Annotated in this window: 20 protein-coding genes and 1 other RNA gene; 8 read left to right on the top strand and 13 right to left on the bottom strand. The window is 49.3% G+C overall.

Annotated elements, in window-relative coordinates; translation table 11 throughout:
- The first annotated feature begins 396 nt into the window (after positions 1–396).
- The 5 genes from NPS56_RS13170 (at position 397) to NPS56_RS13150 (ending at position 5,469) form a co-directional block, all read left to right on the top strand.
- On the top strand, positions 397–813 hold the full coding sequence (locus NPS56_RS13170) for a hypothetical protein (RefSeq protein ID WP_274074985.1): 417 nt from the start codon (positions 397–399) through the stop codon (positions 811–813).
- 207 nt (positions 814–1,020) lie between these two features.
- Entirely contained in the window at positions 1,021–1,443 is a 423-nt protein-coding gene (locus NPS56_RS13165; RefSeq protein ID WP_274074984.1) for a hypothetical protein, read from the top strand.
- Between the two features lie 320 nt (positions 1,444–1,763).
- Positions 1,764–2,669, top strand: coding sequence for a hypothetical protein (locus NPS56_RS13160; RefSeq protein WP_274074983.1), 906 nt, complete (start codon positions 1,764–1,766; stop codon positions 2,667–2,669).
- A 121-nt stretch (positions 2,670–2,790) separates the two neighbouring features.
- The gene (locus tag NPS56_RS13155) at positions 2,791–3,636 is read left to right on the top strand and encodes a hypothetical protein (protein WP_274074982.1); all 846 of its coding nucleotides are present in this window, start codon (positions 2,791–2,793) and stop codon (positions 3,634–3,636) included.
- A 1,218-nt stretch (positions 3,637–4,854) separates the two neighbouring features.
- Positions 4,855–5,469, top strand: coding sequence for a recombinase family protein (locus NPS56_RS13150; RefSeq protein WP_274074981.1), 615 nt, complete (start codon positions 4,855–4,857; stop codon positions 5,467–5,469).
- A 608-nt stretch (positions 5,470–6,077) separates the two neighbouring features.
- Here the strand turns inward: NPS56_RS13150 and NPS56_RS13145 are convergent.
- Genes NPS56_RS13145 through NPS56_RS13135 form a run of 3 tightly spaced genes read right to left on the bottom strand, consistent with a single transcriptional unit; the run spans position 6,078 to position 10,833 of the window.
- The gene (locus tag NPS56_RS13145; RefSeq protein ID WP_274074980.1) at positions 6,078–8,240 is read right to left on the bottom strand and encodes a DEAD/DEAH box helicase; all 2,163 of its coding nucleotides are present in this window, start codon (positions 8,238–8,240) and stop codon (positions 6,078–6,080) included.
- Positions 8,237–9,697 carry a Hachiman antiphage defense system protein HamA gene (locus NPS56_RS13140; protein WP_274074979.1) on the bottom strand — a complete coding sequence of 487 codons (1,461 nt, stop codon included), beginning with the start codon at positions 9,695–9,697 and terminating at the stop codon, positions 8,237–8,239. The genes NPS56_RS13145 and NPS56_RS13140 overlap by 4 nt, the downstream gene beginning before the upstream one ends.
- The gene (locus NPS56_RS13135) at positions 9,694–10,833 is read right to left on the bottom strand and encodes a ComEC/Rec2 family competence protein (protein ID WP_274074978.1); all 1,140 of its coding nucleotides are present in this window, start codon (positions 10,831–10,833) and stop codon (positions 9,694–9,696) included. The genes NPS56_RS13140 and NPS56_RS13135 overlap by 4 nt, the downstream gene beginning before the upstream one ends.
- A 315-nt stretch (positions 10,834–11,148) precedes the next feature.
- Between NPS56_RS13135 and NPS56_RS13130 the strand changes: the two genes are divergently transcribed.
- Positions 11,149–11,367 (top strand): hypothetical protein, encoded by a 219-nt coding sequence (locus NPS56_RS13130; protein WP_274074977.1) that lies wholly within the window; start codon positions 11,149–11,151, stop codon positions 11,365–11,367.
- Positions 11,368–11,438: 71 nt separating this feature from the next.
- On the opposite strand, the gene NPS56_RS13125 is transcribed toward NPS56_RS13130, so the two are convergent.
- From NPS56_RS13125 to NPS56_RS13100, 6 genes are all read right to left on the bottom strand, one after another.
- Positions 11,439–11,864, bottom strand: a complete 426-nt coding sequence (locus tag NPS56_RS13125; RefSeq protein WP_274074976.1) for a response regulator — start codon at positions 11,862–11,864, stop codon at positions 11,439–11,441.
- Between the two features lie 109 nt (positions 11,865–11,973).
- Positions 11,974–12,753, bottom strand: coding sequence for a hypothetical protein (locus tag NPS56_RS13120; RefSeq protein ID WP_274074975.1), 780 nt, complete (start codon positions 12,751–12,753; stop codon positions 11,974–11,976).
- Between the two features lie 74 nt (positions 12,754–12,827).
- Entirely contained in the window at positions 12,828–13,136 is a 309-nt protein-coding gene (locus NPS56_RS13115) for a hypothetical protein (protein ID WP_274074974.1), read from the bottom strand.
- A 327-nt stretch (positions 13,137–13,463) separates the two neighbouring features.
- An RNA gene (ffs, locus tag NPS56_RS13110) (signal recognition particle sRNA small type) lies at positions 13,464–13,560 on the bottom strand.
- 401 nt (positions 13,561–13,961) lie between these two features.
- A complete protein-coding gene (locus tag NPS56_RS13105) occupies positions 13,962–14,813 on the bottom strand; it encodes an urea carboxylase-associated family protein (protein ID WP_274074973.1) in 852 nt (283 codons plus the stop codon).
- Between the two features lie 15 nt (positions 14,814–14,828).
- Positions 14,829–15,482: a GntR family transcriptional regulator gene (locus NPS56_RS13100; RefSeq protein WP_274074972.1), complete on the bottom strand. Its 654-nt coding sequence runs from the start codon at positions 15,480–15,482 to the stop codon at positions 14,829–14,831.
- A gap of 174 nt (positions 15,483–15,656) precedes the next feature.
- Between NPS56_RS13100 and NPS56_RS13095 the strand changes: the two genes are divergently transcribed.
- Positions 15,657–16,229 carry a TetR/AcrR family transcriptional regulator gene (locus NPS56_RS13095; protein ID WP_274074971.1) on the top strand — a complete coding sequence of 191 codons (573 nt, stop codon included), beginning with the start codon at positions 15,657–15,659 and terminating at the stop codon, positions 16,227–16,229.
- Here NPS56_RS13095 and fabF read toward each other — a convergent pair.
- From fabF to NPS56_RS13080, 3 genes are all read right to left on the bottom strand, one after another.
- Entirely contained in the window at positions 16,210–17,484 is a 1,275-nt protein-coding gene (gene fabF, locus NPS56_RS13090; RefSeq protein WP_274074970.1) for a beta-ketoacyl-ACP synthase II, read from the bottom strand. The genes NPS56_RS13095 and fabF overlap by 20 nt on opposite strands.
- Positions 17,485–17,515: 31 nt before the next feature.
- Positions 17,516–18,310, bottom strand: a complete 795-nt coding sequence (locus tag NPS56_RS13085; RefSeq protein WP_274074969.1) for an SDR family NAD(P)-dependent oxidoreductase — start codon at positions 18,308–18,310, stop codon at positions 17,516–17,518.
- 204 nt (positions 18,311–18,514) lie between these two features.
- Complete coding sequence (locus NPS56_RS13080) at positions 18,515–18,850, bottom strand: ComEA family DNA-binding protein (RefSeq protein WP_274074968.1); 336 nt, start codon at positions 18,848–18,850, stop codon at positions 18,515–18,517.
- Positions 18,851–19,300: 450 nt separating this feature from the next.
- Here NPS56_RS13080 and NPS56_RS13075 point away from each other — a divergent pair, with 450 nt between their 5' ends.
- A complete protein-coding gene (locus NPS56_RS13075; RefSeq protein WP_274074967.1) occupies positions 19,301–21,190 on the top strand; it encodes an acyltransferase family protein in 1,890 nt (629 codons plus the stop codon).
- Positions 21,191–21,350: 160 nt separating this feature from the next.
- Here NPS56_RS13075 and NPS56_RS13070 read toward each other — a convergent pair whose 3' ends face one another.
- A complete protein-coding gene (locus tag NPS56_RS13070; RefSeq protein WP_274074993.1) occupies positions 21,351–23,345 on the bottom strand; it encodes a polysaccharide biosynthesis protein in 1,995 nt (664 codons plus the stop codon).
- Between the last annotated feature and the right edge of the window lie 44 nt (positions 23,346–23,389).

The following is a 23,389-nucleotide window of genomic DNA, read 5'->3' as shown; positions in this document are numbered from 1 at the left end:
TTCAGGTATTTAGGTAGGTGCTCGAACAAGTATTCCGGCAGGCGTTCAGGTACGCAAGAAATTGATTAAGCGAGCAACCAAATTACAAAATACCAAGCAACCAAGCGATTGAATTATCAATTAATGCGCACAAAAATAATTTTTCAAAAAGCATTGACAGGAAACCCTTAAGCCATAAACTTGATCCAACTGGACCGGCAACTCAGACGCTACAGCAACCCCCCATTCCAACTCTAAAGAAGTTACAAGAGAGCCACATAGCACTTAACGACAAGCCCAACCCCTTTACCCATAACTGACAAACATCGCACATACAAATTAGCATGCAATGATAACTGCTCTTAATGATATCGACGCACTAACTCACCCGAAAACTTTAATGGCTATTTACACAACATGAATATTGCTAAATCCCAAGAGAACAGCAATCGTACTGATTGTGATCCAGAAAAATTGGCAGCAATTCTTAACGCGTTTCTCTCGCCCTACTGTGGAATCGCTACAGACGCTGAGCCTTACAAGGCCCATCAAATGTATTTCCTGATGACAAACGAAATGGAAATTACCGGATTTACCTATGAGCCTTCTATTCATGAGGGACAGCACTGCGTAGCGGCGAGCGAAGCCGAATGTGATTTCATTGTGCAATTCCAGATCAACTGGCCTGGCACCAACCCCTACTACTGGCAGCTTGAGACTTACCGGGCATATTACAAAGCTCGACAAGCCCTTTTTCAGATCAAGCAAAGTTACCCGAAGAAAAAGCGCCGCGAGCATATGGCCAAGATTGAACGACTGAGAAACTTGACCTAACCTTACAGAGTCGCCGCCAGAACCAAGAGCGAGCGCTCATCTATCTAGCCCTAGCAGGCTATTAAAAAATTCCCTTCAACACCAAGTAGAGCCTATATACCTAAATACCGAATAAACCGTCTAAGACATCCTTCAACCACAACCATTAACCCCTCTTACTTCAAGCACAAGCACGAAGTCTCTTGAGTGCCAGACAGGTATTGCCTTATGAAAAATAAAACGCCATTCCCCACAGCAAACCACAAAGATCACTTTATCTATGACAACCAGCCATTCATTAACCCTGAACACGGAGAGCTCCACCCAATTGAGTGGGCCTTCGTAATTGACATCAACCTAATGCCCACTACCAATGAGAATTACGATGACTTTATTACTCCTCCAGAATATTATCTTCAGGTCACGGCCAGCGGAGAAGTACGAGGCGTAACACATGACTACGATGAACATGCTGAGTATTTTTCGGTAACTGCGAGTCATTCCGACGTTGAGTTTCTAAAAGTATTTTCCACTCACTACCCTCAGGTTAAACCCACGCTGCCAGCCCTACTAGACTATCGTAAATACCGGATGACCAAATGGAAGGAACTGGTAGACCAAGAAAAAGAAAACATCTCAGACAATGATTAAAATCATCCAACACCAACAACCTGAGAAACCTCTTAACCACCCAACTAGCTCATAATTATTGTCAAGCTCAGACAACCAATTTTACGAACACCCTAAACGAAAAGCTTCATCAAAAGCTGCCAGAGCGTATTTAAGACCTCACATACTTCCAACCGGAGATCCAAAGCTCTGGCAGCGTATTGCGGCGCCTATAACAAGATAAGTTGATTAACAATTAATCAGGCCGCTAGAACACATACATCTAACAAGCATATTTAGTTTATGTCGGCGTTTATTCTAGCTACCAAAACGGCGTTCATAGCGGCGCCACAAGGAGTTTTATGTCGCAGGTTTCGATCCCGTGCGTTGCACATTTCCCTTTGGAAGGGCGGCCAGCTAAGGTTGACCCTTTCCTGCTGACTAGTGCAGTACGAATACCTCCAGACCTTTATTTGGACGATAAGCATCATCGATCAATTTACTGCCTCGGTTGTGGGGTCATGTGCAGCCGCACACCACGCAAGAAAGCCAAGCGGAAAGATAACGTACATGCATTCTATGCTCACATTCGTGGTTTTGACGATGTTGGTTGTCCGCACCGAAAACCTGGTTACAGTGCAAGCGTAGGCGGTAACAGCGTAGAGAAAAAAGCCATAAATCACGTCGCTTTTGCGGGATGGAAAACTTTGGACGACGACATAGCCGAGAATGAAGAAGACGAGCAAGTCTCAAAGTCTAAACGCGTCGTTCAAGGTCGGACTGCAAGAGATGGGCAAGAGGATGAACTCGTGGTTGACGCAGATGGAAGTCTGTTCCATGTGGGTAAGTTTCGCACTGTTCGAAGTTTAGTGATGCATGCTCAAATATCTCTGGATAAAAACGTACAATTTTTAGATCAGGAGACGACACGCCTAGGTGATTTGATAATATCAATCGAAAAGCTTCTAAAGGATCTTCACCACCATATAGGAAAGAGCTTTCTTTTTTTCGGTCAGCCGAAATCAGTTAACTCAGGACCGCATGATGTCTTTTTGAACTTCTCAGAGGGCAGGCATCATTTAGCCGGAATCTGTGACCCTCGTATATTTGAGCAGCGGGGCTGGAGAACCTCAGAGCTTGGCCACTATTATGCTTTTTATGGGATGCTCGAAGTCGATGAATCATACTTCTACGTTCGAATTATGGATTTGGGACAAATCGATCGGCCTCCGGTGTCTGCAAATAGCCTGTTCGATTCATTGCGTTGAAACTGAGCAGAGCGAATTGCTGTCATCACAGATATGGGCTTATGCGTTTCCGGAAACCAACAACCGGCGACCAATTGAGGGCTTTTTTATGAAGTAAATTTAATTAACAAGGAGAACCACCTTGGAACTCAACACTATCACTGCACACAACACCGATTCAATTTCGGTTGAAGAAACTGTCGTCCAGTTTCGAAAAGGTGGCATGTCTATCGAAAACATCAGGAAGGCAACTGGACTACCAGAGCGTGAAGTCAAAGACTTAATCAAAGGAATTGATAAACCCCCCAAGGTGAAGAAGGTCGTCACAAAGACTCAAACGCCATTCGCCAAGGTAGTAGAGCGTGTGTTCCAGTTGGCTAAACGGCAGCACGGCATTCGTGATTACGAGCTACGCAATATCATGCATGAGGAATACCGCTCGGTGTGGGACACCACTACAGGCAACTACGTCAGCAATTACGATCAAAGCACCATCAAGCGGGTTAAGCAAAAGGTGAGACACCGGGCAGCAAAGGAAGATTGCAACGCCATGTTTGTGATGGACTGGGTGGATGAGGAAGCGCCCACTGAGGGGCGTGAGTATCTGGAAACTGCTGCTGCCGACCTGATGTTCAGGATTAACGCCCATACGCACCAATACATGGAACTCCACGCCACACGCTGGCGAGAGGATAGTGAAGAGGCTGACCTGGCCCAACGCAAGCAACTGTACGCTGCGGAGCGCCACCTGTTGAAGATGGCTGTCAAAGGTTATGGTATTGGAGAGCCGCTAGCCCTATTGCTAGAGCGTTCACTTGTGTTGACTGACTTGCTTGAGGGTACTCCAGACGCACTCATGCCCGTTGATGCAGGTGACTGGCAGGATGAGAAACCGGAATACTACCCTGAGCCGAAAGGCATAAATCCGTTCCTAGACTTCGTTGAGTCTCGAGGCTGGTTGAAGGAAGTGGAAGACAAGTTTGTCTGACGATAAACATTCTCATTTGTCCGGGAGTTGAAATTCACGCCCACCATACTAAGTGTATGGCGAAAGCCGGACACGCTACTGTGTTAGATTAACTGTTATGTTGCCTCGTAGCGTTTACGCTACAGCATGATAACCTGTGCCTGAGGCACGGATTACAACTCTATCCAATTAAGGGGAGAGAAGGGGCAACAAAGCCCCTCCCCGCTCTTGATCTTGCCTTTAACTGTGCTGAGAACTGTAGAAGTTATTATTACGTGACGGTACGTCACCATTTACCCGCACAGTTCAAGTCAAAAGCTTTGGGGGCTTTGTTGCCCCTGCCCCCACTGATTACACTATGCCGTGAGGCAAGATAACAATTCTATTCGGTAGGGTGGGTAGGGGGCTCAGCCACCACCCTGCTCTTGATCTTGATGTTAACCATGCCGAGCGGCATAATTTTGTTATCGCGTGACGGCACGTCACATACTTTACTGCAACTCAAAACCCTCTACAGGTGTTGCCCACCAGGTGTGAAAAGATGCACTCAGTTCTGAGTACACGCTCCCCTACAGGCCTCCCTAACAACTAATCCAGCATCTAATCCACAGCCATTCCTCCGCCCCCCCTTATCCCAGCCCTCTCCCCGACCAAGCCCCCGGCTTGTGGTGCATTGCCACTACAGGTGCTAAGCCAGCCTCTCTTTTCATGCAACTTTCCACCCGAACTCAAATTTGAGTTGGCCCCTGCTGAGTCTCCAGCAGTGAACGTGAGCAAAACTGCTCAGGTCTGATGATTCACTTTTGAATCATGTCTCAGCAGCCCTGACTTCAGGGGGGGCGGCCCCAGCAGCCGGGTTCCGGCTCAATGCTTCAAGCCTCTGCAATGCAGGAACTCTTCGAAACACCTCAAGCAGCAGCCCAAATTTGGGCCGCAGCTCTAGCAGCCGCCCCCAAAGCCAACTCTGGATCGGGGCAGCAGCAGCTCCCCAACTCGGGGGCCTGCTCCAGCAGCGGCTGAGCAGCTCAAGCTCTTGCATTGCAAGGCCTTGGTTTTTGATCATCCCTCAAAACCTTTACCCCAGGGCCCGTGTCATTACGGGTATGCCTGACGTACCACAAAGACCTGTACAAAAAGCGGGCAGAATCGCCTCTTTTCCCGTGTCACAAAATCCCTTTACCAACCCTACGTGACACAGTATTATCTGATACACCCTAACTAACACGTCGAGGTGTGATCATGTTCATCCGTGCGTACCTGCGAGCCTCCACAACTGAACAAGATGCAACCCGTGCAAAACAGGCGTTGATCGACTTTGCTAGCGAGCGTGGGCATAAGATCGCAGCCTTCTACGTCGAGAACGTGAGTGGCGCCAAACTGGAACGCCCCCAGCTATTTCGCCTACTGGATGACAGCCATGAAGGTGACGTGTTGCTCATTGAGGGTGTGGATCGATTGTCCAGGCTCGTCCAGGGCGACTGGACACTGTTGAAGGCCAAGATCGCAACCAAGAAGGTGACGGTAGTGTCCATTGACCTGAGCACCAGCCACGCAGCCTTGAAGCCCCCAGAGGGAATGGACGACTTTACCAAGGGCATGATCGCGGCTGTAAACGGAATGCTCCTCGATATCCTGGCAGTAGTTGCACGCAAGGACTACGAAGACCGTCGCCGTCGGCAGGCTGAAGGGATCGCTAAGGGCAAGGCCGATGGTGCTTACAAAGGCCGTCCAGTGGATGCCAAGTTACGAGAGCGTATCGGTGAACTGCTGGCTGATGGCAAGAGCATCAGGAAAGTGGCCAGCCTACTGGAATGCAGTACGACGACAGTACAGAAGGTAAAGGCATCGACGTAAGCCCCCACAAGCGAGACATCAGCAGCCAACGGGCGGCTATTTCGTGCCAGTGATATTTGCCGATTCTAGCCGCCGGCAGCGAGGTGGCACGGGAATGGCTTTTAACCTTGACCCACCCTATGCGGGAAATCCGCCGATCTGCCAGATTCTCCGCCCTGATATTCCGCCACAGATTCACAGGCAATACTCGGCCAAGGGCTAATGTCAATTTTGAAAACTTGGGTATCAGTGCACTTCAAAGAGTGGCTTACGACCGACAGAGAACGGCCAAAAGCGCTCACTCCGTCTCTCTTTGAAACTGAGACGCTTCAGTCACCGGTAGAGCTTGGAAAGTATCTAGAAAAACCAGGGCTATCCAAATGCGACGATGTCACTATAGGGCCTCAGCAAACACAAGAAGGCAAGTGAGAGCCCCCGATACCTGGTGCACAGCGCTCCCGCAGATTAAACTGCAGCCTTGTCTCACAGCCGCAGTGGCCCCGTAGTGAACCCAGTGAGGAGGTTATAAATGGAGTCCACTTATGCGGTCCATCATGGCCCTAAAAGTTGGATAAAATAGGTGTATTGACCGAATGCTTAGGATTTTTCATGGCTTCGATCTCTAACCTCTATGTGTAAGAAAGAGCATTTTTCAAAATGCGCGCTTCAAATTCAGTAAGACATGTCAGGTTTTTCATAGAGATAGCCTTTAGTTTTATTATGTATTGGTCTACATTCATGTCGTCAAAGTTATGATTCGCAAGGATCTTCTTTGTGATCTGAATCGGTATTCCGAATTCCTCAAGCGAGTTTACAGCTGGTGGGAAATAGAAATTTTCAAGCGTGGAAGCAAAAGATTTGTAATCACCAAAAGGATAGGAAAATCTTTTAAATATCAGCTCTTGAATATCACTTATCGCATGAATTATTTTTGGAAGATTGTAGTTTATTAGGTTTTTCTTAAAGTTAAAAACAGCCTGTATTGCATCATCAATGTTGTAGTCAGATGAGCGATTAGCCCAAAACTTTTGGTCCCTAACAATTAATACTTTGTCATCAACCTTATTAATAACGTCAATAATTTTTTTATGTAATTGTGTGTCGGAGCGGACGGCGCCGCCACCCATTGACGACACATTGAAATATTTGAATAAGATTTTTGATAAGTGCATTAGCTGAGGACTGGTTGGATATATACCATCCCAGCGCATAAGACTGTTCCAAGCATTGCATTTATCAATTAGCGCGTTAGCAAACTCAATGAGCTTACTTGGATGGATTCCCTGGTGTTTCAGAATTAAAGAAATAGGAATGGCTTCTTGCTCATAGTATCCTTTTATTTTTTCTTTATTTGGCCCGCTAACTTCAGCACCCATGTGTAGCAGGAGTGAGTCAGATGCGTTTTCACTCTGCGTGACGATCGGCATATCGATGAAAGGTAATTCGCTTTGAGGCTTTTCGCCAAGGATATAAACATTCCCCACAAAATGCTCAAACATCCTTCCAGACCTGCCCGCAATATTGTTAAATGTAAACATATCAAGCTTGGTTCTTCTAGTAATGCAGTCATCATAAATAACAATGTTCTTAGCGTTTGTGTTCACTCCTTCAATGAGTGTAGAGGTACAAATAATAATGTTGATATCCGAGCTATTGAAATAATCAACTATCAACGAAGCAACTGCCCTAGGTAATTGCGAGTGATGATAGGCGATTCCGTGTTTAAGACCTTCAACTAGCGACCAGTCGTGATGAAAGTTCTCGCCAAGCCAGATTGAAAAATCCTCATTGTGAATCTTTTGATTTAGCAACCCGGAGCGAAGCAACTTGACCATCAAGGAACTAGCTCTTTTGGGAGACTTACAATAGATAACTGTTTGCTCATTATTCCCGATGGACTTTAAGATGGCTAAAAGTATTGCATCCCTTTCCAAGTCTTTATCAGCGTCTCTCCCCTTACTGACTATCGGATAGAAAAATTCGTTAGTAGCCACAGTAGCGTAAGAGTCAAATTTCAAAAAGGTACATCTGAGTTCGTCTTCAATTCCAGCCGCCAACCCATTTATTCTGGGGCCCAGCATGTAAAATCGTTTGCATTTCGCATAGAGTTTTTTGAAAGCTAGATTCAAGCGGTCACATCGCTCATCATCTTTTGTTGTAGGTGCCAACTTGTAAAATTCATCGATAATAAAGAAATCTACCACTCCCAGATCGATATGTTCGAGCACTCTTTCTTGGGTGAGAATATATATATTATTTCGGTCTGATTTTTGTGCGACCTGAGTAATAATTTTATATGTGTCACTATACTTATAAAGCTTCTTTTTAAGCTCATCCATCAAGGCGATCGTCGGAACAACAACAACAATATTTGTAAATTCCCGAGCTGCAATTAGCGCTTCAATGATTAAACTTTTCCCAAAACTAGTAGGCGCACTCAGGATAATATTCTCGCCATTTATGATTCTATGAAAAACTTCAGCTTGGCGAACATGAAATATTTTATTTTCATCTTGAGGTGTAGTGAAGATGCTGCGTCTAAATAAATTCTTACTTGTATTATCTGCATGTCCAACATAAGGATATAACCCTAATTCACCTAACAAATGATCCAGAATAAAAGAATTTTCTATCTCACCTTTTCGCTCTAATGACCTTATAACAACATCTTGTATTAAGTGCTGCTGATCGTGTCTGTTGTATTCATTCACAAGCGATAGCAAAAAATCATCCCATTGATTAAACTCTGGATTGCTTATGTTGGCCTTTGATTCTTCGTACCAAGAGATCACGAATTAAGCTCCTTCACTAACGCCTCATTTACGACTGAAATATCCGATACAGGAAAATAGAAAATTCGCAAATCAATGAGATCAATTAGACCTGGTCTAATTCCGCCGACAAGAATATCCCTACACTCTCGAACACGCTCATTGAAAAGCTCAATAAATGAATTTTTGTCGTAATTGGTAATGATTGAACTGTCGTGCATCAAAAATACGGGAATGATGATTTTATCGAATCGTTCGTCAACGGTAAGACTAGAGTCAACCAATCTTCTGAGCTTGTCTGTATGTGGCCAGGACTCATCGATTTCAGCTGTAAGCATAAACAATCGCTGCTTTAGCGTGGTCAAACTTATTATGTACTCAATATTCCTAATCGCAGATCCCACTGCATCCTCGATATTGGTACTAACTGAAGAAGCGCCGATCCACAATTCAATGTCGTCAAGATTCAATACAACATGAGTGCAAGAGAAGGTCTTATTGTTAATGTCGAAGACCTTGTTCATGATAGGGATTGTTTTATATGAGTCGCGAATAGCGATATGCAAAAACAAATCGCCCAAGGCATTCATTTCGTTAGCGGGGTAATTAGCTCTTGCGTGTTTGAATAGACCTCTTTCAGGACCGCTAAAGTTCGCCTTCTCTTTATGTGACAGGCAGTAGTCAATGATCCAGTCATAAACGGTTTCTGTCAGACTACTAAGATTCCAAACTTTCATCGTGAATCCGATATCGATCCCTTTGATGTTTGGCTGTCCGACATTACAATTTATGCAGTACGTAAATGGTGACGGCGGATGATCAGGCGCTTTATAATGTATTCCTTCTTGGATCCTGATATCTAGATTTGCGGCATTGATGATCCCAAGCACGGCCGAGTCGGCTAAAATATCTTTGACTGATACAGCATATAAAGTATTACAGCCCTGTTGTACGAGCAGAAGACCAACACATAGTCCGTCACGCAACACAGGGGAACCCGACATACCCTTGTACGTGCTAACGTAATCCGACTGCGAAACTTCGAAACTGTACTGCCTGCTTATAATGTGTTCAAATACGTTAGACACCTTTACACTTATGGGCGTGCAATAATGCTGTTTCTCTATTGGAAAGCCGCAAGCTTTAACTTCTGCATCCAAACTAATACTGACTGAGTAGAGGCCAATAAAGCTCGCTAGTACACCCTCAACTTCAAGAATGCAGAAATCTTTTGCCTCATCTGAATGAATGCATTTAGCGGATGAAAAAATGTTTTGGTCAAAGTTATCGCTTGAGAAATAAATCCTAAGCTCGTCCGAGTCGACTATTACATGATTGGCACTAAGCATAATCGTCGACGATATCGCAAAGCAAGTACCGCGCACTACATTTAGAGTATTGCCACTACCATCCTTTTTTATCGCCTCTACGATATATACCGAATCAGATTTGTATTCGTTTGGGATTGTAGTGTTCACAGTTCAATCTCGCAGTCATATATTTCTATGGTAACTTTTGAGTATTTATCTTGCATTTCTTTAGCGAACCATTGAGGGATATTCTCAAGCTGATAGTTTATTATTATTCGCGTAGTTTTATATTTGTTTGCTTCTGCAATTCTGGCTAGAGTTTCAAGATTTGGGTGCCCATGAGACTTGCCGTTTGTGCTAATCATATAAATGGGGCAGTCGAGGCGATCTAACAGCTCCATGCTTGTGCTATTTTTACTCCCGTGATGAGATATTTTCACAGCGTCCACCTTGAGCTTTTGAATCTTTCTGGTATCAAGCCAAGAAATTACTGTACTTGGGTAGCAGTCACCAAGACATAAAACACGTTTGTCGCCATGCTCTATTAAAAAGCAAAGACTACTCATGTTAGTTTGTGATGTATCTTCCACAAAAGGCTCGCTGGCCAAAGATTCAATGGTGCGCGATGTTATATCGGATATCGGATAGTTGATAGGGGGCGGAATTAGGCTGCTAGCATATAACTCAAAGGTATCATAATATAGTTTGTTTATGATTTTAGGCTTAATTAGCTTTGAGTTTAGTTGATCTTTCCAATTTGCAATTAATGCATCAAGTGATGATTTTTCTGGTCCGATAGTTGTAAATCTTATCTGACCAATATTGAAACAGTGAAGCTTTTCCCTGTAAAGGGCCTCGCCGGAAACTATTTCATTGCACTTAAGTTTTCTTGTGTTGATCGAATACGAGAGTGATGTTCCTTCTGAGTACCCTATCCGAACGTTTTCCTCCGGGACTGTTAGCTCACAAGCGAGTGCTTGTAATTTACGATCTGCCGAATAACTTATAGCGCTATCTTCATTTGTTTTTCCGAAAAATTGTTCGGCACCATTAAACAAGATACTTTGAATTTCAGGGCATTTTTCGTGCTGGAGAAGCTTTATAATCCCATTAACATGGTCGTTATCTATATGCGTAATAATGAGAGCATTTATAATTTTTGTTTTATCAATTACTTGTTCTTTCCAATCTTCGAATGATTGAGCGGTGCCTCCGTCAATCAAGATAAAATCAGATTCGGTGGCGATGCTAATACAATCGCCATTCCCAGCTTTAAGCATGTGTATTTTGAGCACGTAAGTCATCCCTGATTCTGAAATAATGGCATTGTACCACCATCAGCATCGGGGTCGCGCTGCAGGATGTTTATCCGCATGAGGTGAATAGCTCCTGCTTTTGTGGCCACACAATGACCGCCTTTGGCTGCTTTTGAGCCGTTCACTGTCGGTCATGCTGGGCTAAGTGGCTGGCCAAGCCCGATGCAAATGGCTGGTCAGTCGATTGCAAATGGGTGGTCAAGTCTGTGTAATTACCCAGGCGTCAGCCGATCTCGAAAAGTGGCTCCAGCCAGCGGCGAGTTCAGCTAGTCTCTCCGCACCAATTACTCAAGGATGATAGCCATGCCAGATAACTCAGCAGCCAACATCGTCACGGCGGACGCACTGACATTGCTCCTACATAACCAGCATGCTCTAGCAGCAGCGATAGAAGAAGTGACCAAGTGGTTTTCAGATCACGGCGTCGGAAATGTCTCAACTAACGCAATGGTGGCCATGGAAACACTGGATACCAATGCTCAAGCCATCACAGATGCCATCATGAGGCTACGGCAGTCGTAGCATCACCTAGAGAGTGCACTAGCCTCCAGATACTTCGGGATCTGGGGGGCATGGCCACCGGGGAAAGTGGTTTACTTCGGAGTACTCACAGATGTCTCTATGGGCGGAACGCCGGGTTGAAGCAGATTGCCAACCGCCATCACTAGTCCTTCCAGCGACCAAGGCTTTGCAAGGAAGTGGGTAGTGGGGGGCAGCCCAATGAAGGTATCAGTCCAGCCGCTTGTAATGATTACCGGTGTCTCGGGCCATCTGTTACGGGCAAGCTCCGCCAACTCCGCACCTTGAACCTGCCCTGGTAGGCCATGATCAGCGATGATGAGTGCACATCGGATATCCGACGTGAGCGTATGGATCAGTGCATCATCAGCGGTCGAGAATGCAACACATTCGGCACCCACCTCGCTCAAGATTTCTCTGGTGAGTTCCCGCAACAGGGGCTCATCTTCGACGATTACAATTTCGCCGTTGATGGGTAGCAGCCGAAAATTTACATCCATGCCGTGCTGTCCTGAATTAGCTCTTGAACTTTCAGTCTTTCACTTTCAGCGTACCGGGTCCACGTTGTTTCGCTGTGATTCACGTGGGTCCATGTAAAGTGGTCTTACCCTATGCCTCTGTTTTGTCTGGGGCTTCCGAGTTGGGTGGGACCATCCAATAACCCCAGTCGAATTTGTGCAGTTGACCGCAGTTCCAGCACGCCTTCCTCTCGTTCACTTCAAGATGCTCTATCGCCATTGGGCTCTTGCAATTCAAGCACGGCGCGATGCACAGGCTCGATGGTTCGACAATGTAGGTTTCTTCGTTTTCGCATCGAACGAGGTGCTTATTGCCGCACGTCGGACATTCGACCGTGGCGCCGGCTTCAACCTGTGATTGACTTGCGTACATGTCCTTCCCGCATGCATCGCAAGTGAACGTGTCGATTTTGTTTATAGACATCACCAGCGTTGCTGACGCAACGCGTTCAATCTCGTCCAGAATTTCTTGAACAGCGGTCGTAGTGAAGTTGAGATTGCGTGTATCAGCGAGGGCGGGTGCGTGCAGGAAACTGCTTAGCTTCTGGTAGTGCTTGTTAAGCCAACCGACCGAAAACATCTTGTAGTCGCCGATGGGGAATGGAGCACCGTCCGGTCCAGTAAACTCGATTGACATGTCCAGATCGGCCTTTGGCTCGAAGCCGCGAAGCATCTTCAATGCCTTGTCTGGTTGCCATTTCCGAAAGATGGCGGGGGGCAACTTAGGGCCGATTTGCCCCAGCTTCTGATAGACGATACGTTCAAGTGCCAGTCGCATCTCAAGGCAAGCGTGTCGTAACGAATTCTCGTTCCCTGCTTCGATGAGCGTCCTTGCTCGTGCAAGGTAATCGTCGATATCGAAAATGCCCATGGTCGTCCATGCTCAGTGAGTTGTGAATGGAGCTTACCGATTCCCATGGTTGGCTGCATCACGTCATCCAGGAGCTAGGACTTATCCTTGCTGTGATCACCGTAGGCGTAGCCCATCCGTGCCGTTTCCCGTTCACTTTCACGCCGGTACACGTTACTCAGTGTCCATCGTAGGCGCTCATGTTCGACCTTCAGTGCAGCAAGCTCGGTCGAGCTATCCCGGTACATGACGATCAACCGGGCGATGTTCTGGTGGGACTTCCGCAAGTCGCGGCGAGTTGTATCCAGCTCCGCACACAGCAAGGTGCACTGGTGCTTCAGCATCTCTACGGGCGTAGGCATCCCCAATTCAAACCCGCTGTCATCGATCAAATTGTCTTCCATCACGCACGCACCTTATACTGTATGTGCGTACAGTATAGATTGAGGAGCAGTGCCTCAAGAGAGCGAAGATAAATGGCGACCAGAGTCGAAAAGAAAATGCACTCATGAGCAGGACGCTCTTGGGACGACGCTCAATCATCCAGCTGGCAGTCATCGCCTGCTGCAAGATCCGATGATGGCGCTCGACTGAGCTACTGGAGTAGGTATCGCAGACACGATAATATGCCGCTTATGATGCACCACTTTGGTGTACCTAAACGCTGTCACACTTCGAGATTTTTGACTGATAAATCCTTGTAAAATCAAGGATTTAGAGATAGGTGGTAACCCCACCAGCCACACCCCGGCACACAATGTCACCGCTGCGGCTGCTCCCTTCCAGGCCTGACCGGGTTCACGGCTGATCGTTGCGGGGGGACCGATGGGGTCACCATAACGACGCTCACCTGACGGCGAGCCGCGCCATTGTACCTATCTGAGACGAAGTTACAACCGTTCGAGCGGATTAAAAAAAATGAGCTGGTTCAAGGACATGCAATACCCTTGAAAATCTCGTAGTGGAGATCGAGATCCGACGCATGCCCCCCTGTAGGAGCTGGCTTGCCAGCGAAGGCGCCCTCAAGTTCGCCCAATCACTCACGACCGTACCCGATCTATTGTGGGAGCCGACCTGCCAGCGAAGGCAGCCTCAAGTTCGCCCAATCACTCACGACCGTACCCGATCTATTGTGGGAGCCGGCCTGCCGGCGATGGTCGTCAACGATAACGCGTGTTAACTGGCTCACCCCGGCGCTCCTCTTGCGTTATTCGCCGGCAAGCCAGCACCTACACCTCCCAATCCGCCTTCGCAATCTGCAACCCATGCAACCCCTTGTACGCCGCACGCTCCGGCTGGCTCCACCCCTCGAGCAACGCATCATCCAGGCGATAGACCTCCACCCCCAGCGGCCGGCACACACTCAGCGGATCCTGCGCATCCGGCCCCCACATGGCCAGCGACAGATCGCCACCCGGACAGGTCGACAATGCACACAGCAAATCGATCTCGGCGAAGAACTCCAAATAATCACCCTTCTGCGCCGGACAGGCCTTCATGAAATACATGTCATCGTGGTTCAGCCCCGTGCACTGGAAAATGTTCAGCACATCATGCACGTCGAATTCCGTCAGGCCGTGGGGCAGTACCGCGCGGGTCAGGTTGGAATGACAGTGATGATGGAAGTCCTCGCCGGTGAGCATTTTGTTCACATAGGGATCGCAGCGGGTACCCAGCAAGTCGTGCAGGCGGCCGCCATGTTCATCGATACCATAAGCGGCGAGGCTGTCATCGGTAATGGTCACCAGCGGCCGCAAAAAAGGCAGGTTCGACCAGAGCCTGTCGTGAGTGCTGACGTGCGCGCCCTGCAACTGCCGGGTCCGCGCCGCCCACAAGCGTTCGCGCGGATCGTTGGCGTTCCACACATTGAAGTCCCCCACTTGCGGCCCGACCGGCGTGGTGACGCGAAACACATGCCCGGCCGGGACCGTCCAGGCACGGCCGGTGCGAATCGGCACTTCGAACGACTCGATCAAGGTGCGCCCGTCCTTCGCGTCGCGAACCCGCTCGTAGAAGGCCTTGTCCACCTGCAAGGCCGAGCCTTTGCTGACTTGATAGGCCGCCGGATAGTCTTTGTACATGGCACAGATCCTCGATCAGTGATGGGAAGCAGGGGCTAGCATTTGCAACAGCAAGTATTCGGAATCGTCGAGATACAGGTTCATGGCGTCTGCGGCCCCACGCTTGTCACCCTCGGCGAGCAGCTCATGGATCTGCCGATCGCGAGCCAGCCAGGGCGCCTGAAAACGTGATTCATCGGGGGCGGTGCAGAACACCAGGCGCAACTGCGCGACCACGTTGGTGAAAAACTCATCGAATAACGGACTGCGCAACAGCCCGACGATATGTTGGTGAAAGGCCAGGCCATGGGTCCCGACGGCACGCCAGTCCTCGCGGTCCCGGGCCAGCTCGGTAGCCTCCAGGGCTTGGAGCATGCGATCGGACTGAGACTCGCACAGGGGCCGGCTTGAACCGATTGCCTGCAATTCGAGCGTACGACGAACCTGGAACAGGTCCCGCACATCCTCGATCCCCAACCGGCGCACCATCACACCCTTGTTGCGCACATAGCGGGTCAGCCCCTCCTGCCCCAGGCGATGCAGGGCCTCGCGAATGGTATTGCGCGAAGCGTTGTAGGCTTCCACCAGATCGTTTTCCACCAAGGCCATGCCGGGCAGCAAGCGTCCACCAATGATGTCGGCGCGCAACTCCAGCGTGATGTGATCGGCCAGAGACAGTCCGTTGCTCATACTCGTTACCTCGGATTGTTCAACAATCGACGAGGAAGAAATAATCACTATTCGTGCCATATTCCATTGGCATTTCAATCAAGTTCGACGCATCTGCATGCTTTTTAGAAATAGAAGTACAGTCACCATCCAATTTTCATTGGTTAATATGGCGCATTGATGTGGAGATATCAGATGCGTTACTCGCAGGACCATAAAGCCCAGACCCACAAACGCATCATCAAGGAAGCTTCCGTACGCTTTCGCCGCGACGGCATCGGCGCCACCGGCCTGCAGCCCCTGATGAAAGCGCTGGGCTTAACCCACGGTGGCTTTTATTCACACTTCAAATCCAAGGACGAGCTGGTGGAAAAAGCCTTGCAGGCTGCCGGGGATGAAGTGGACGTCCGGTGCGCCGAGCTGTTCGCCCAGGACCGGCCCTTGGAGGCGTTCATCAACGCCTACCTCTCTGAATGGCACCAAACCTCGCCCCACGAAGGCTGCCCGCTGCCGACCATGTCTTCGGAACTCGGCATGCGCGGCCAGCCGAGCCCCACTTCAGACGTGGTACTCCATGCACGACTACGCCAGATTGAAAGTACGCTGCAAGGCGAAAACATCGAGCACCGCAGCATCGTCATCATGTCCACGTTGATCGGTGCGCTGCTGCTTTCGCGCAGCGTCGAGAATCCCGAGCTGGCCGCCGAGATCCTCGAGGTGACTCGTAGCTATCTCAATCGATCCGGCACTAGCCAGCCCAGCGTTTGAACAGCACGCTGGCGTTGACCCCGCCAAAGCCGAAACCGTTGGACAGCGCGTACTCGATCGCCATCGGCCGAGCCTGGCCATGGACAATGTCCACGCCTTCGGAGGCCGGGTCCGGGTTATCGAGATTGAGGGTCGCCGGCACGATCTGATCGCGGATCGCCAGCAGCGTGAAAATGGCTTCGATGCCGCCGGCGGCACCGAGTAAATGCCCGGTGGCCGATTTCGTCGATGTCACTGCAATGCCGTTGTTCGAACCGAACAATGACTTGATGGCTGCCAACTCTCCCAAGTCGCCTACCGGCGTCGAGGTGGCGTGCGCATTCAGGTGCTGAACCTGCTCCGGCAAGATCCCCGCCTGCGCCAATGCCAGTGACATCGCCCGGCGTGCGCCACTGCCATCCTCAGGCCCCGCGGTCAGGTGATAGGCGTCAGCACTGGTGCCATAACCGACCACTTCTGCCAGGGGTTGAGCCCCCCGGGCCAAGGCATGTTCCAGGGATTCGACTACCAGAAGGCCAGACCCCTCGCCCATGACAAAGCCATCGCGATCCCGATCGAACGGTCGCGAGGCGCGCTCCGGGGTGTCGTTGAACGCGCTGGACAAAGCACGCGCCGCCGCAAAGCCGGCCAGGCTGACCCGATCGATCGCCGCCTCCGCGCCGCCACACACCGCCACATCCGCTTCACCACAACGAATCAGCCGCACCGCATCGCCAATCGCCTGGACTCCGGCCGCACAAGCCGTGACAGGCGCGCCGAGCGGGCCCTTGAACCCATGCTGGATCGACACATGACCCGCCGCCAGATTCACCAGGAACGAAGGAATGGTAAACGGCGACAAACGTCGCGGCCCACGGCTGTCCGTGGTGCGCACCGCATCGGCAATCGCCCCGAAACCACCAACACCGGAACCGATAATGGTTGCCGTGCGTTCCTGGGCCTCGCCTGTTTGCGCCTGCCAACCCGCCTGTTCGATGGCCTGGCGCGCCGCCTCCATGGCAAACAGAATGAACCGGTCCATCTTCTTCTGTTCCTTGGGCGGTGTTGCCCGATCCGGGTCAAAACCCGCCTCCGGATCCTCCGCCAGGGTCGGCACGGCCCCACCGACACTGGTCGGCAGATCGGCCACCACCTCGCCAGGCAAAGTGCGCAACCCCGAACGCCCGGCCAACAACCGTGCCCAGACCGCTTCGACACCGCTACCCAGCGGAGACACCAGCCCCATGCCTGTCACTACCACTCGACGATCACTCATACCACAACCACCTCATACCGGTTCGCCCGCGTCATTTGTAACGCGCGGCAGCCTTGCTTTTGGAAAGATTAGGCGCCATGACGAGACGCGCCGCCACAAATGCATCCCAGTCGCCAGCATTCGGCAAGGACGGAATGGTGACCAACTCACCCTGATCCAGACCCGCCAGGGCTGCATCGACCATCTCGCCCGCCTCCATGACCATCTCCGCCGGAATCTGCGAAGCATCGATACCCGAACGCTCCCAGATCTCGGTACGCGTCACCCCTGGCAATACAGCCTGGACCTTGACGCCGGTGCCGTCGAGTTCTGCGTTCAACGACTGGGTCAGACTCAACACATAAGCCTTGCTCGCGCTGTATGTCGCATTGAAACGCTCAGGAAACAACGCCACCACCGATGCAATGTTGATGATCGTGCCCCGCCCCGCCTTGGCAAAACCCGCCGCCGCAGCCGACGCCAAACGCGTGACCGCCGTGATATTCAACTGAATCATGCGCTCCAGCTGGTCCAGATCAGCATTAGCCAACAACCCATCCGCCGCCACCCCCGCATTGTTCAGCAACAGGCTGATACTCGAATCACTGCGCAGACGCTGCTCAAGCTTCAGCACGTCATCCTTCTGCGTCAAATCCGCCTTTAACACCTCCACCTGAACACCATGGGCATCACGCAACGCATTCGCCGCCGCTTCAAGCCGCTCTTGATCACGGGCGACCAACAACAAATCAAAACCACGCGCCGCCAGGCGCTGCGCGTAGATAGCGCCGATACCGGAAGAGGCGCCGGTGACGAGGGCGGTGCCTTGGGACTGAAGGGAAGACATGAGGTTGCTCCTGAGATGCCAGAGGAATGGACAGGCGCCAGATCTCAGGGCGCCTGGGCGGAAAGCCTATTTATTATATGCATAATTTATTTGCAGTATGATAGCCGTAATTTTTTAAACGCTGACGAAAGGCAAAACCTTGCAGCAATCGCCAGAAAGCAAAAAGGCCGGTCAATGACCGGCCTCCAAGGCTGAGTGACAAGCTTAGTTCACCTGAAGCTTCTCGCGATTTTTATCCAGAAGGGCCTTGCCGATACCCTTGACTTCGAGCAACTCGTCGACGGATGCAAACGGACCATTACTTTCACGATACGCAACAATCGCCAAAGCCTTGGCCTCCCCCACACCGGACAACTCACGCTGCAAGGTCGGCGCATCGGCCTTGTTGAGGTCAACCTTTGCGGATTGCGCACCCGCCGAAGCCTCCATTGCCACCGGAGCCTTGGACGCCTCCGACTTGGCCGCAGGCGCAGCGTTAGCAGGGATAGATAGACTGGTGAGCAGGGCAAAAACCAGGGAATAGAAATAGCCTGTACGCATAAATGACGCTCCATGACATCGATTGAGGAAGCAGCTTTTCCGCAGCTGCTTCCTCAAGTTAGGCGATGGATGGACACTGTCAAAAATTAGGTCGTTACTAAATATGAGACAATGACAATGAAGAGATAACACGACCAAAAAATGAGTCCAAAAACCACTACAATATGATTTCGCCGTTTCGACTCCCGCCAAGCTGGATCAAAGGATACATTTCAACGTTCAGGTACCTTTTAGAGCCGATAAAGCAGAGATGACATACCAGGCAGGAGCGCCAATGTGCAGCTTTGCGTTCCGGAAATGGCGTTTTATGATGAACCCGTCAAAGCAGAACAAGCTAAGCGATCGTCCAAGTAACCCCTATGCCGTCAGATTTTCGACTCATATTTGTAGGAAATTACACATAGGGCCCAAACAAAAGCTCAATAACCAACACAAAGACCGAGAACAATAATGACCAGCGGCACCCTAGTAAGAAACGACATTCAAGGTCTGCGAGCGATTGCGGTTCTTGGTGTGATTTTTTTCCATTTAAATAAAAACTGGTTAGGCGGTGGATTTATTGGGGTAGATATATTTTTTGTTATTTCGGGCTACCTGATTACCAATATCATCCTTCAAAAAAAACACAATAAAAACTTCTCATTCTACAACTTTTACATTAACCGAGCCCGACGAATAGTCCCAGCATATTTGGCTCTACTTGCCGTAACATCACTTTTGATGGCCATATTATTAATACCCAGGGACTTTGACACTTTTAACGACAGCTTGAAGTCGGCACTGTACTTCAACAGCAACTCTTTCTTTGCCGCGCAGCATGATTATTTCGCGCCTACCGCGTACGAACAGCCCCTCCTGCATACGTGGTCATTGGCAATTGAAATGCAGTTTTATTTACTGCTTCCAATCATTTTAATGCTTACCCCAAAACGCATTTTAACGCCATTACTAGCAACCATTACAATTATACTGTTCGCATACGCAGAATTTCAGCTGCAACAGAATCTTCGACAAACAACATACTTTTCACTGTCTTCAAGAATCCCTGAATTCCTGATAGGAAGCTTGGCAGTATTAATATCGCCTCATCGGGAAATCTCCAGGCGCACGTCAAATATTACGGCCCTAGCTGGTACAACTGCTGTTCTTCTTAGCTTCTTCTTAATAACAGAAAGCATGAGTTTCCCTGGAATATTGGCTTTACCATCCTGCATCGGCGTCGCATTATTACTAACTCGCCAGAAGAGCATTGTTAATCGACTACTTTCATGCCCACCTCTCGTATTGCTGGGCGCGCTTTCCTACTCGTTATACCTCTGGCACTGGCCAATATTGGCGACCATGCGCTACATACATGGCTCCTATGAGCTCGACCTACTGTCTGGGGTAGCATTCGCGACCTTAACACTGGGGTGCGCGTATCTCTCTTACCACTACATTGAACTGCCATTCAGAGAGCGCTCTTATAAAAGATCAAAGTTAGTGCGCGCAGTTGGATTTCTTGCTGCCTCAACCACCGCAATCGTCGTAGCAAACAAAATAAATCCAATAATTGTTGACCCCCTTCCAGTGGATTTGACGAGATATGCAATAGATGCCGAGATTTGCCACGGAAAAATTGTGGGCGATTGCATAAGAGGTGATAAGACGTCGAAGCATACACTATTAATGCTTGGCGATAGTCATGGCGCACAATTAAACCACTTCGCAGATGTTGTGGGAAATACAACACATGCAAAAATAAAAGTCATTACCGCAAGTAGTTGCGTGACGATCCCCGGCTTTGACACCGAGCGGATCATCGAAGGAGCGCGTCAGGCATGTACTGATCAAATCGAAGAGGGAAAAAAATACACGCCTGATGCTGATGCAATCATTATTGCAGGGATGTGGCAATATCATGTGCCAAGCAAACAGTTCATGCAGAAGCTGGATGATTTCTTGGAGGAAGCATCTTCTAGAAATCAAGAAGTGCTCGTACTTGCTCAGGTACCTATGCTTTCAACGAATCCACAACGGATTTATCGTGCAAACAGCTTAGGCTTTCACTTTACAGCCTCGTTGAATGATCAGTGGACGTCAGCCAATGCCGAAGTGAAGAAATTGGTATCTAAGCACAAAAATGCACACTTTCTAGATCTTTCGAGCAATGACTTCTTCGCTAACGTTCCGATAGAAAACAATACGTTAATCTATCAAGACACACATCACTTGAACGAAGTCGGTTCAACTCGATATGGTGGCGTCGCCGCACCATCCATCAGGGACTTCATTGAAAGAGCCTATAGCTTGAAGAGCACGAACCAGAATACAGAACCGACGCTGTCGCACACATACTAGTACACCACTGACCTAGTCGTGAGCATTAACTAACAGAGCATGAGCGTGGGTGACACCATTCGGGCTAACCATGCATCTTCCTTTACCAAGGGATCGACAAAAAAATACCCGCATCAATTGCGGGTATTTTATGTCATGACGACTCATATCCTCAAAGTGTCTAAGGTTCAAGCCTACGCTGCTGATATATCCAATCGACTATATCCCCATCAGGTGCATAACCACTGACGGTGTCACGCAGTAATTGTCGCACTTTTACGTAGTCATCCTGGTCAACCGCCGAGAGCAACTCAGACAGTTTTACCTTCAGTACATCCCAAGGCAAGTAATCTTCGTTCGCACTCATGATCATCGGGTGCTTGGTTGACTCTACGTTATCTCCAATCAAAAGCTCTTCATAAAGCTTCTCACCTGGACGTAGCCCCGTAAATTCTATAGCGATATCATTATTAGGGTTCTTTTCGGAACGAACACTCAGTCCAGAAAGATGGATCATCTTTTCTGCCAATTCGACAATTTTAACCGGCTCACCCATGTCGAGTACGAAAACGTCCCCCCCCTGCCCCATCGATCCAGCCTGGATTACCAATTGAGCAGCTTCAGGAATGGTCATGAAATAGCGAGTAATTTTTGGGTGAGTTACCGTAATAGGACCGCCGGATTTAATCTGCTTGTGGAAAAGCGGAATAACTGATCCCGAAGACCCTAAGACGTTACCGAATCTAACCATCGTGAAGCGGGTTTTATTCACCCGGGAAACGTTAGAGTTATCGCCGAACAAAACCGGTGCGATCTCACGACTCAAAGCCTGCAAGGTCAATTCGGCAAGTCGTTTGGTACTACCCATGACATTTGTAGGACGAACGGCTTTATCGGTTGAAATCAGCACAAAATTGGCAACGCCCGCCTGCAGCGCCGCTTGCGCTGTGTTGAGCGTACCCATGACATTGTTAAGAACCCCCTCTGCAATATTGTGTTCGACCATTGGTACATGTTTATAGGCCGCAGCGTGATAGACCGTTTCAATGCGCCATGTCTTCAAAACGTCGAGCAATTTTGCTGGGTTACTTACTGAACCAAGAATTGGTAAAAGCCTTACGGACAACGATTCACGGCTTATACGCTGCTCAAGCTCGGATAAAATGCAATAGAGATTAAACTCACTATGATCGAACAAAATAAGTGTGGTTGGTAACTGCGCCAGGATCTGCCTGCATAACTCAGAACCGATCGAACCACCGGCACCGGTAACCATTACAGCTTTTTTCCGAATACAGTGCTCCAGCAAGTCTTCTTGCGCAGGAACAGCATCGCGCCCTAACAGGTCGGCAATATCGACTTCTTGAATATCATCCACTTTAACCCTGCCGCTCGCCAAGTCCATGAAACCTGGCACACTGCGCACATGCAATGGGTACCCTTCAAGGAATCCCAAAATCTCGCGACGACGACCACGGGAGGAGGACGGAATAGCGAGCAAAATTTCCTGGACACCGGTAGCGTGGATCATCTGCTCGATATGCTGCGGCTTATAGACTTGCAGCCCCGAGATTACCCGATTCGAAATACTGTCATCATCATCAATAAACGCGACCGGACGCATCACGCGTCCCATGCGGAGAGCAGCCACCAACTGATTACCAGCCGCACCCGCACCATAAACTGCAACCTTTGGCAGACCATCATCACGGTTAGTGAAAGGGACATGCTGAGCAGCTGAGAACCAGTCACCAAGGAAATACTGACGCATAGCCAAACGTAGCCCACCAATCATCACCAAACTCAACCACCAATAGTTGAATATGATCGATCGAGGAACAACATTTTGATGGTTGCTATACCAATAGACGATAACTCCTAAAATCAACGACGACAGGCTGACTGCCTTGATGATTGCAATGAGGGCATCGTTACCGAAATAGCGCATCACCGCGCGATACATGCCAAACCGAATGAATAGCGGAATCGCCACAGCAGGGGCGCTTAGGAAGAGCCAGATATGCGTGGTGAGGGGGTTGATCATTTCATCAATGCCCAGGCGTACGACGAAGGCCAACCAAAGCGCCGCCCATACCAAAGCAATGTCAGCCAGTACCTGAATCAATCGTTTCTGGTGGCGAGTAAGACCCAACAACAACGCACGTAGTCGATCCATAAACCCTTCAAACACCTTGTGCTGCTCCTGAGCTGAGTTCACTT

This window comes from Pseudomonas putida (assembly GCF_028682635.1).
In the GTDB taxonomy this organism is placed as follows: Bacteria; Pseudomonadota; Gammaproteobacteria; order Pseudomonadales; family Pseudomonadaceae; genus Aquipseudomonas; species Aquipseudomonas putida_AE.
Note: the sequence above shows the minus strand (reverse complement) of the source record. Positions and strands in the feature narration are given on the sequence as shown.

Excerpts from the sequence above, each read along its gene's own strand:
- NPS56_RS13160 (WP_274074983.1), top strand. The coding sequence starts at position 1,764 with ATGTCGCAGGTTTCGATCCCGTGCGTTGCACATTTCCCTTTGGAAGGG.
- NPS56_RS13150 (WP_274074981.1), top strand. The coding sequence starts at position 4,855 with ATGTTCATCCGTGCGTACCTGCGAGCCTCCACAACTGAACAAGATGCA.
- fabF (WP_274074970.1), bottom strand. The coding sequence starts at position 17,484 with ATGAGTGATCGTCGAGTGGTAGTGACAGGCATGGGGCTGGTGTCTCCG.
- NPS56_RS13105 (WP_274074973.1), bottom strand. The coding sequence starts at position 14,813 with ATGTACAAAGACTATCCGGCGGCCTATCAAGTCAGCAAAGGCTCGGCC.
- NPS56_RS13120 (WP_274074975.1), bottom strand. The coding sequence starts at position 12,753 with ATGGGCATTTTCGATATCGACGATTACCTTGCACGAGCAAGGACGCTC.
- NPS56_RS13165 (WP_274074984.1), top strand. The coding sequence starts at position 1,021 with ATGAAAAATAAAACGCCATTCCCCACAGCAAACCACAAAGATCACTTT.
- NPS56_RS13115 (WP_274074974.1), bottom strand. The coding sequence starts at position 13,136 with ATGGAAGACAATTTGATCGATGACAGCGGGTTTGAATTGGGGATGCCT.
- NPS56_RS13130 (WP_274074977.1), top strand. The coding sequence starts at position 11,149 with ATGCCAGATAACTCAGCAGCCAACATCGTCACGGCGGACGCACTGACA.
- NPS56_RS13085 (WP_274074969.1), bottom strand. The coding sequence starts at position 18,310 with ATGTCTTCCCTTCAGTCCCAAGGCACCGCCCTCGTCACCGGCGCCTCT.
- NPS56_RS13100 (WP_274074972.1), bottom strand. The coding sequence starts at position 15,482 with ATGAGCAACGGACTGTCTCTGGCCGATCACATCACGCTGGAGTTGCGC.
- NPS56_RS13095 (WP_274074971.1), top strand. The coding sequence starts at position 15,657 with ATGCGTTACTCGCAGGACCATAAAGCCCAGACCCACAAACGCATCATC.
- NPS56_RS13170 (WP_274074985.1), top strand. The coding sequence starts at position 397 with ATGAATATTGCTAAATCCCAAGAGAACAGCAATCGTACTGATTGTGAT.
- NPS56_RS13080 (WP_274074968.1), bottom strand. The coding sequence starts at position 18,850 with ATGCGTACAGGCTATTTCTATTCCCTGGTTTTTGCCCTGCTCACCAGT.
- NPS56_RS13075 (WP_274074967.1), top strand. The coding sequence starts at position 19,301 with ATGACCAGCGGCACCCTAGTAAGAAACGACATTCAAGGTCTGCGAGCG.
- NPS56_RS13135 (WP_274074978.1), bottom strand. The coding sequence starts at position 10,833 with ATGACTTACGTGCTCAAAATACACATGCTTAAAGCTGGGAATGGCGAT.
- NPS56_RS13070 (WP_274074993.1), bottom strand. The coding sequence starts at position 23,345 with ATGGATCGACTACGTGCGTTGTTGTTGGGTCTTACTCGCCACCAGAAA.
- NPS56_RS13125 (WP_274074976.1), bottom strand. The coding sequence starts at position 11,864 with ATGGATGTAAATTTTCGGCTGCTACCCATCAACGGCGAAATTGTAATC.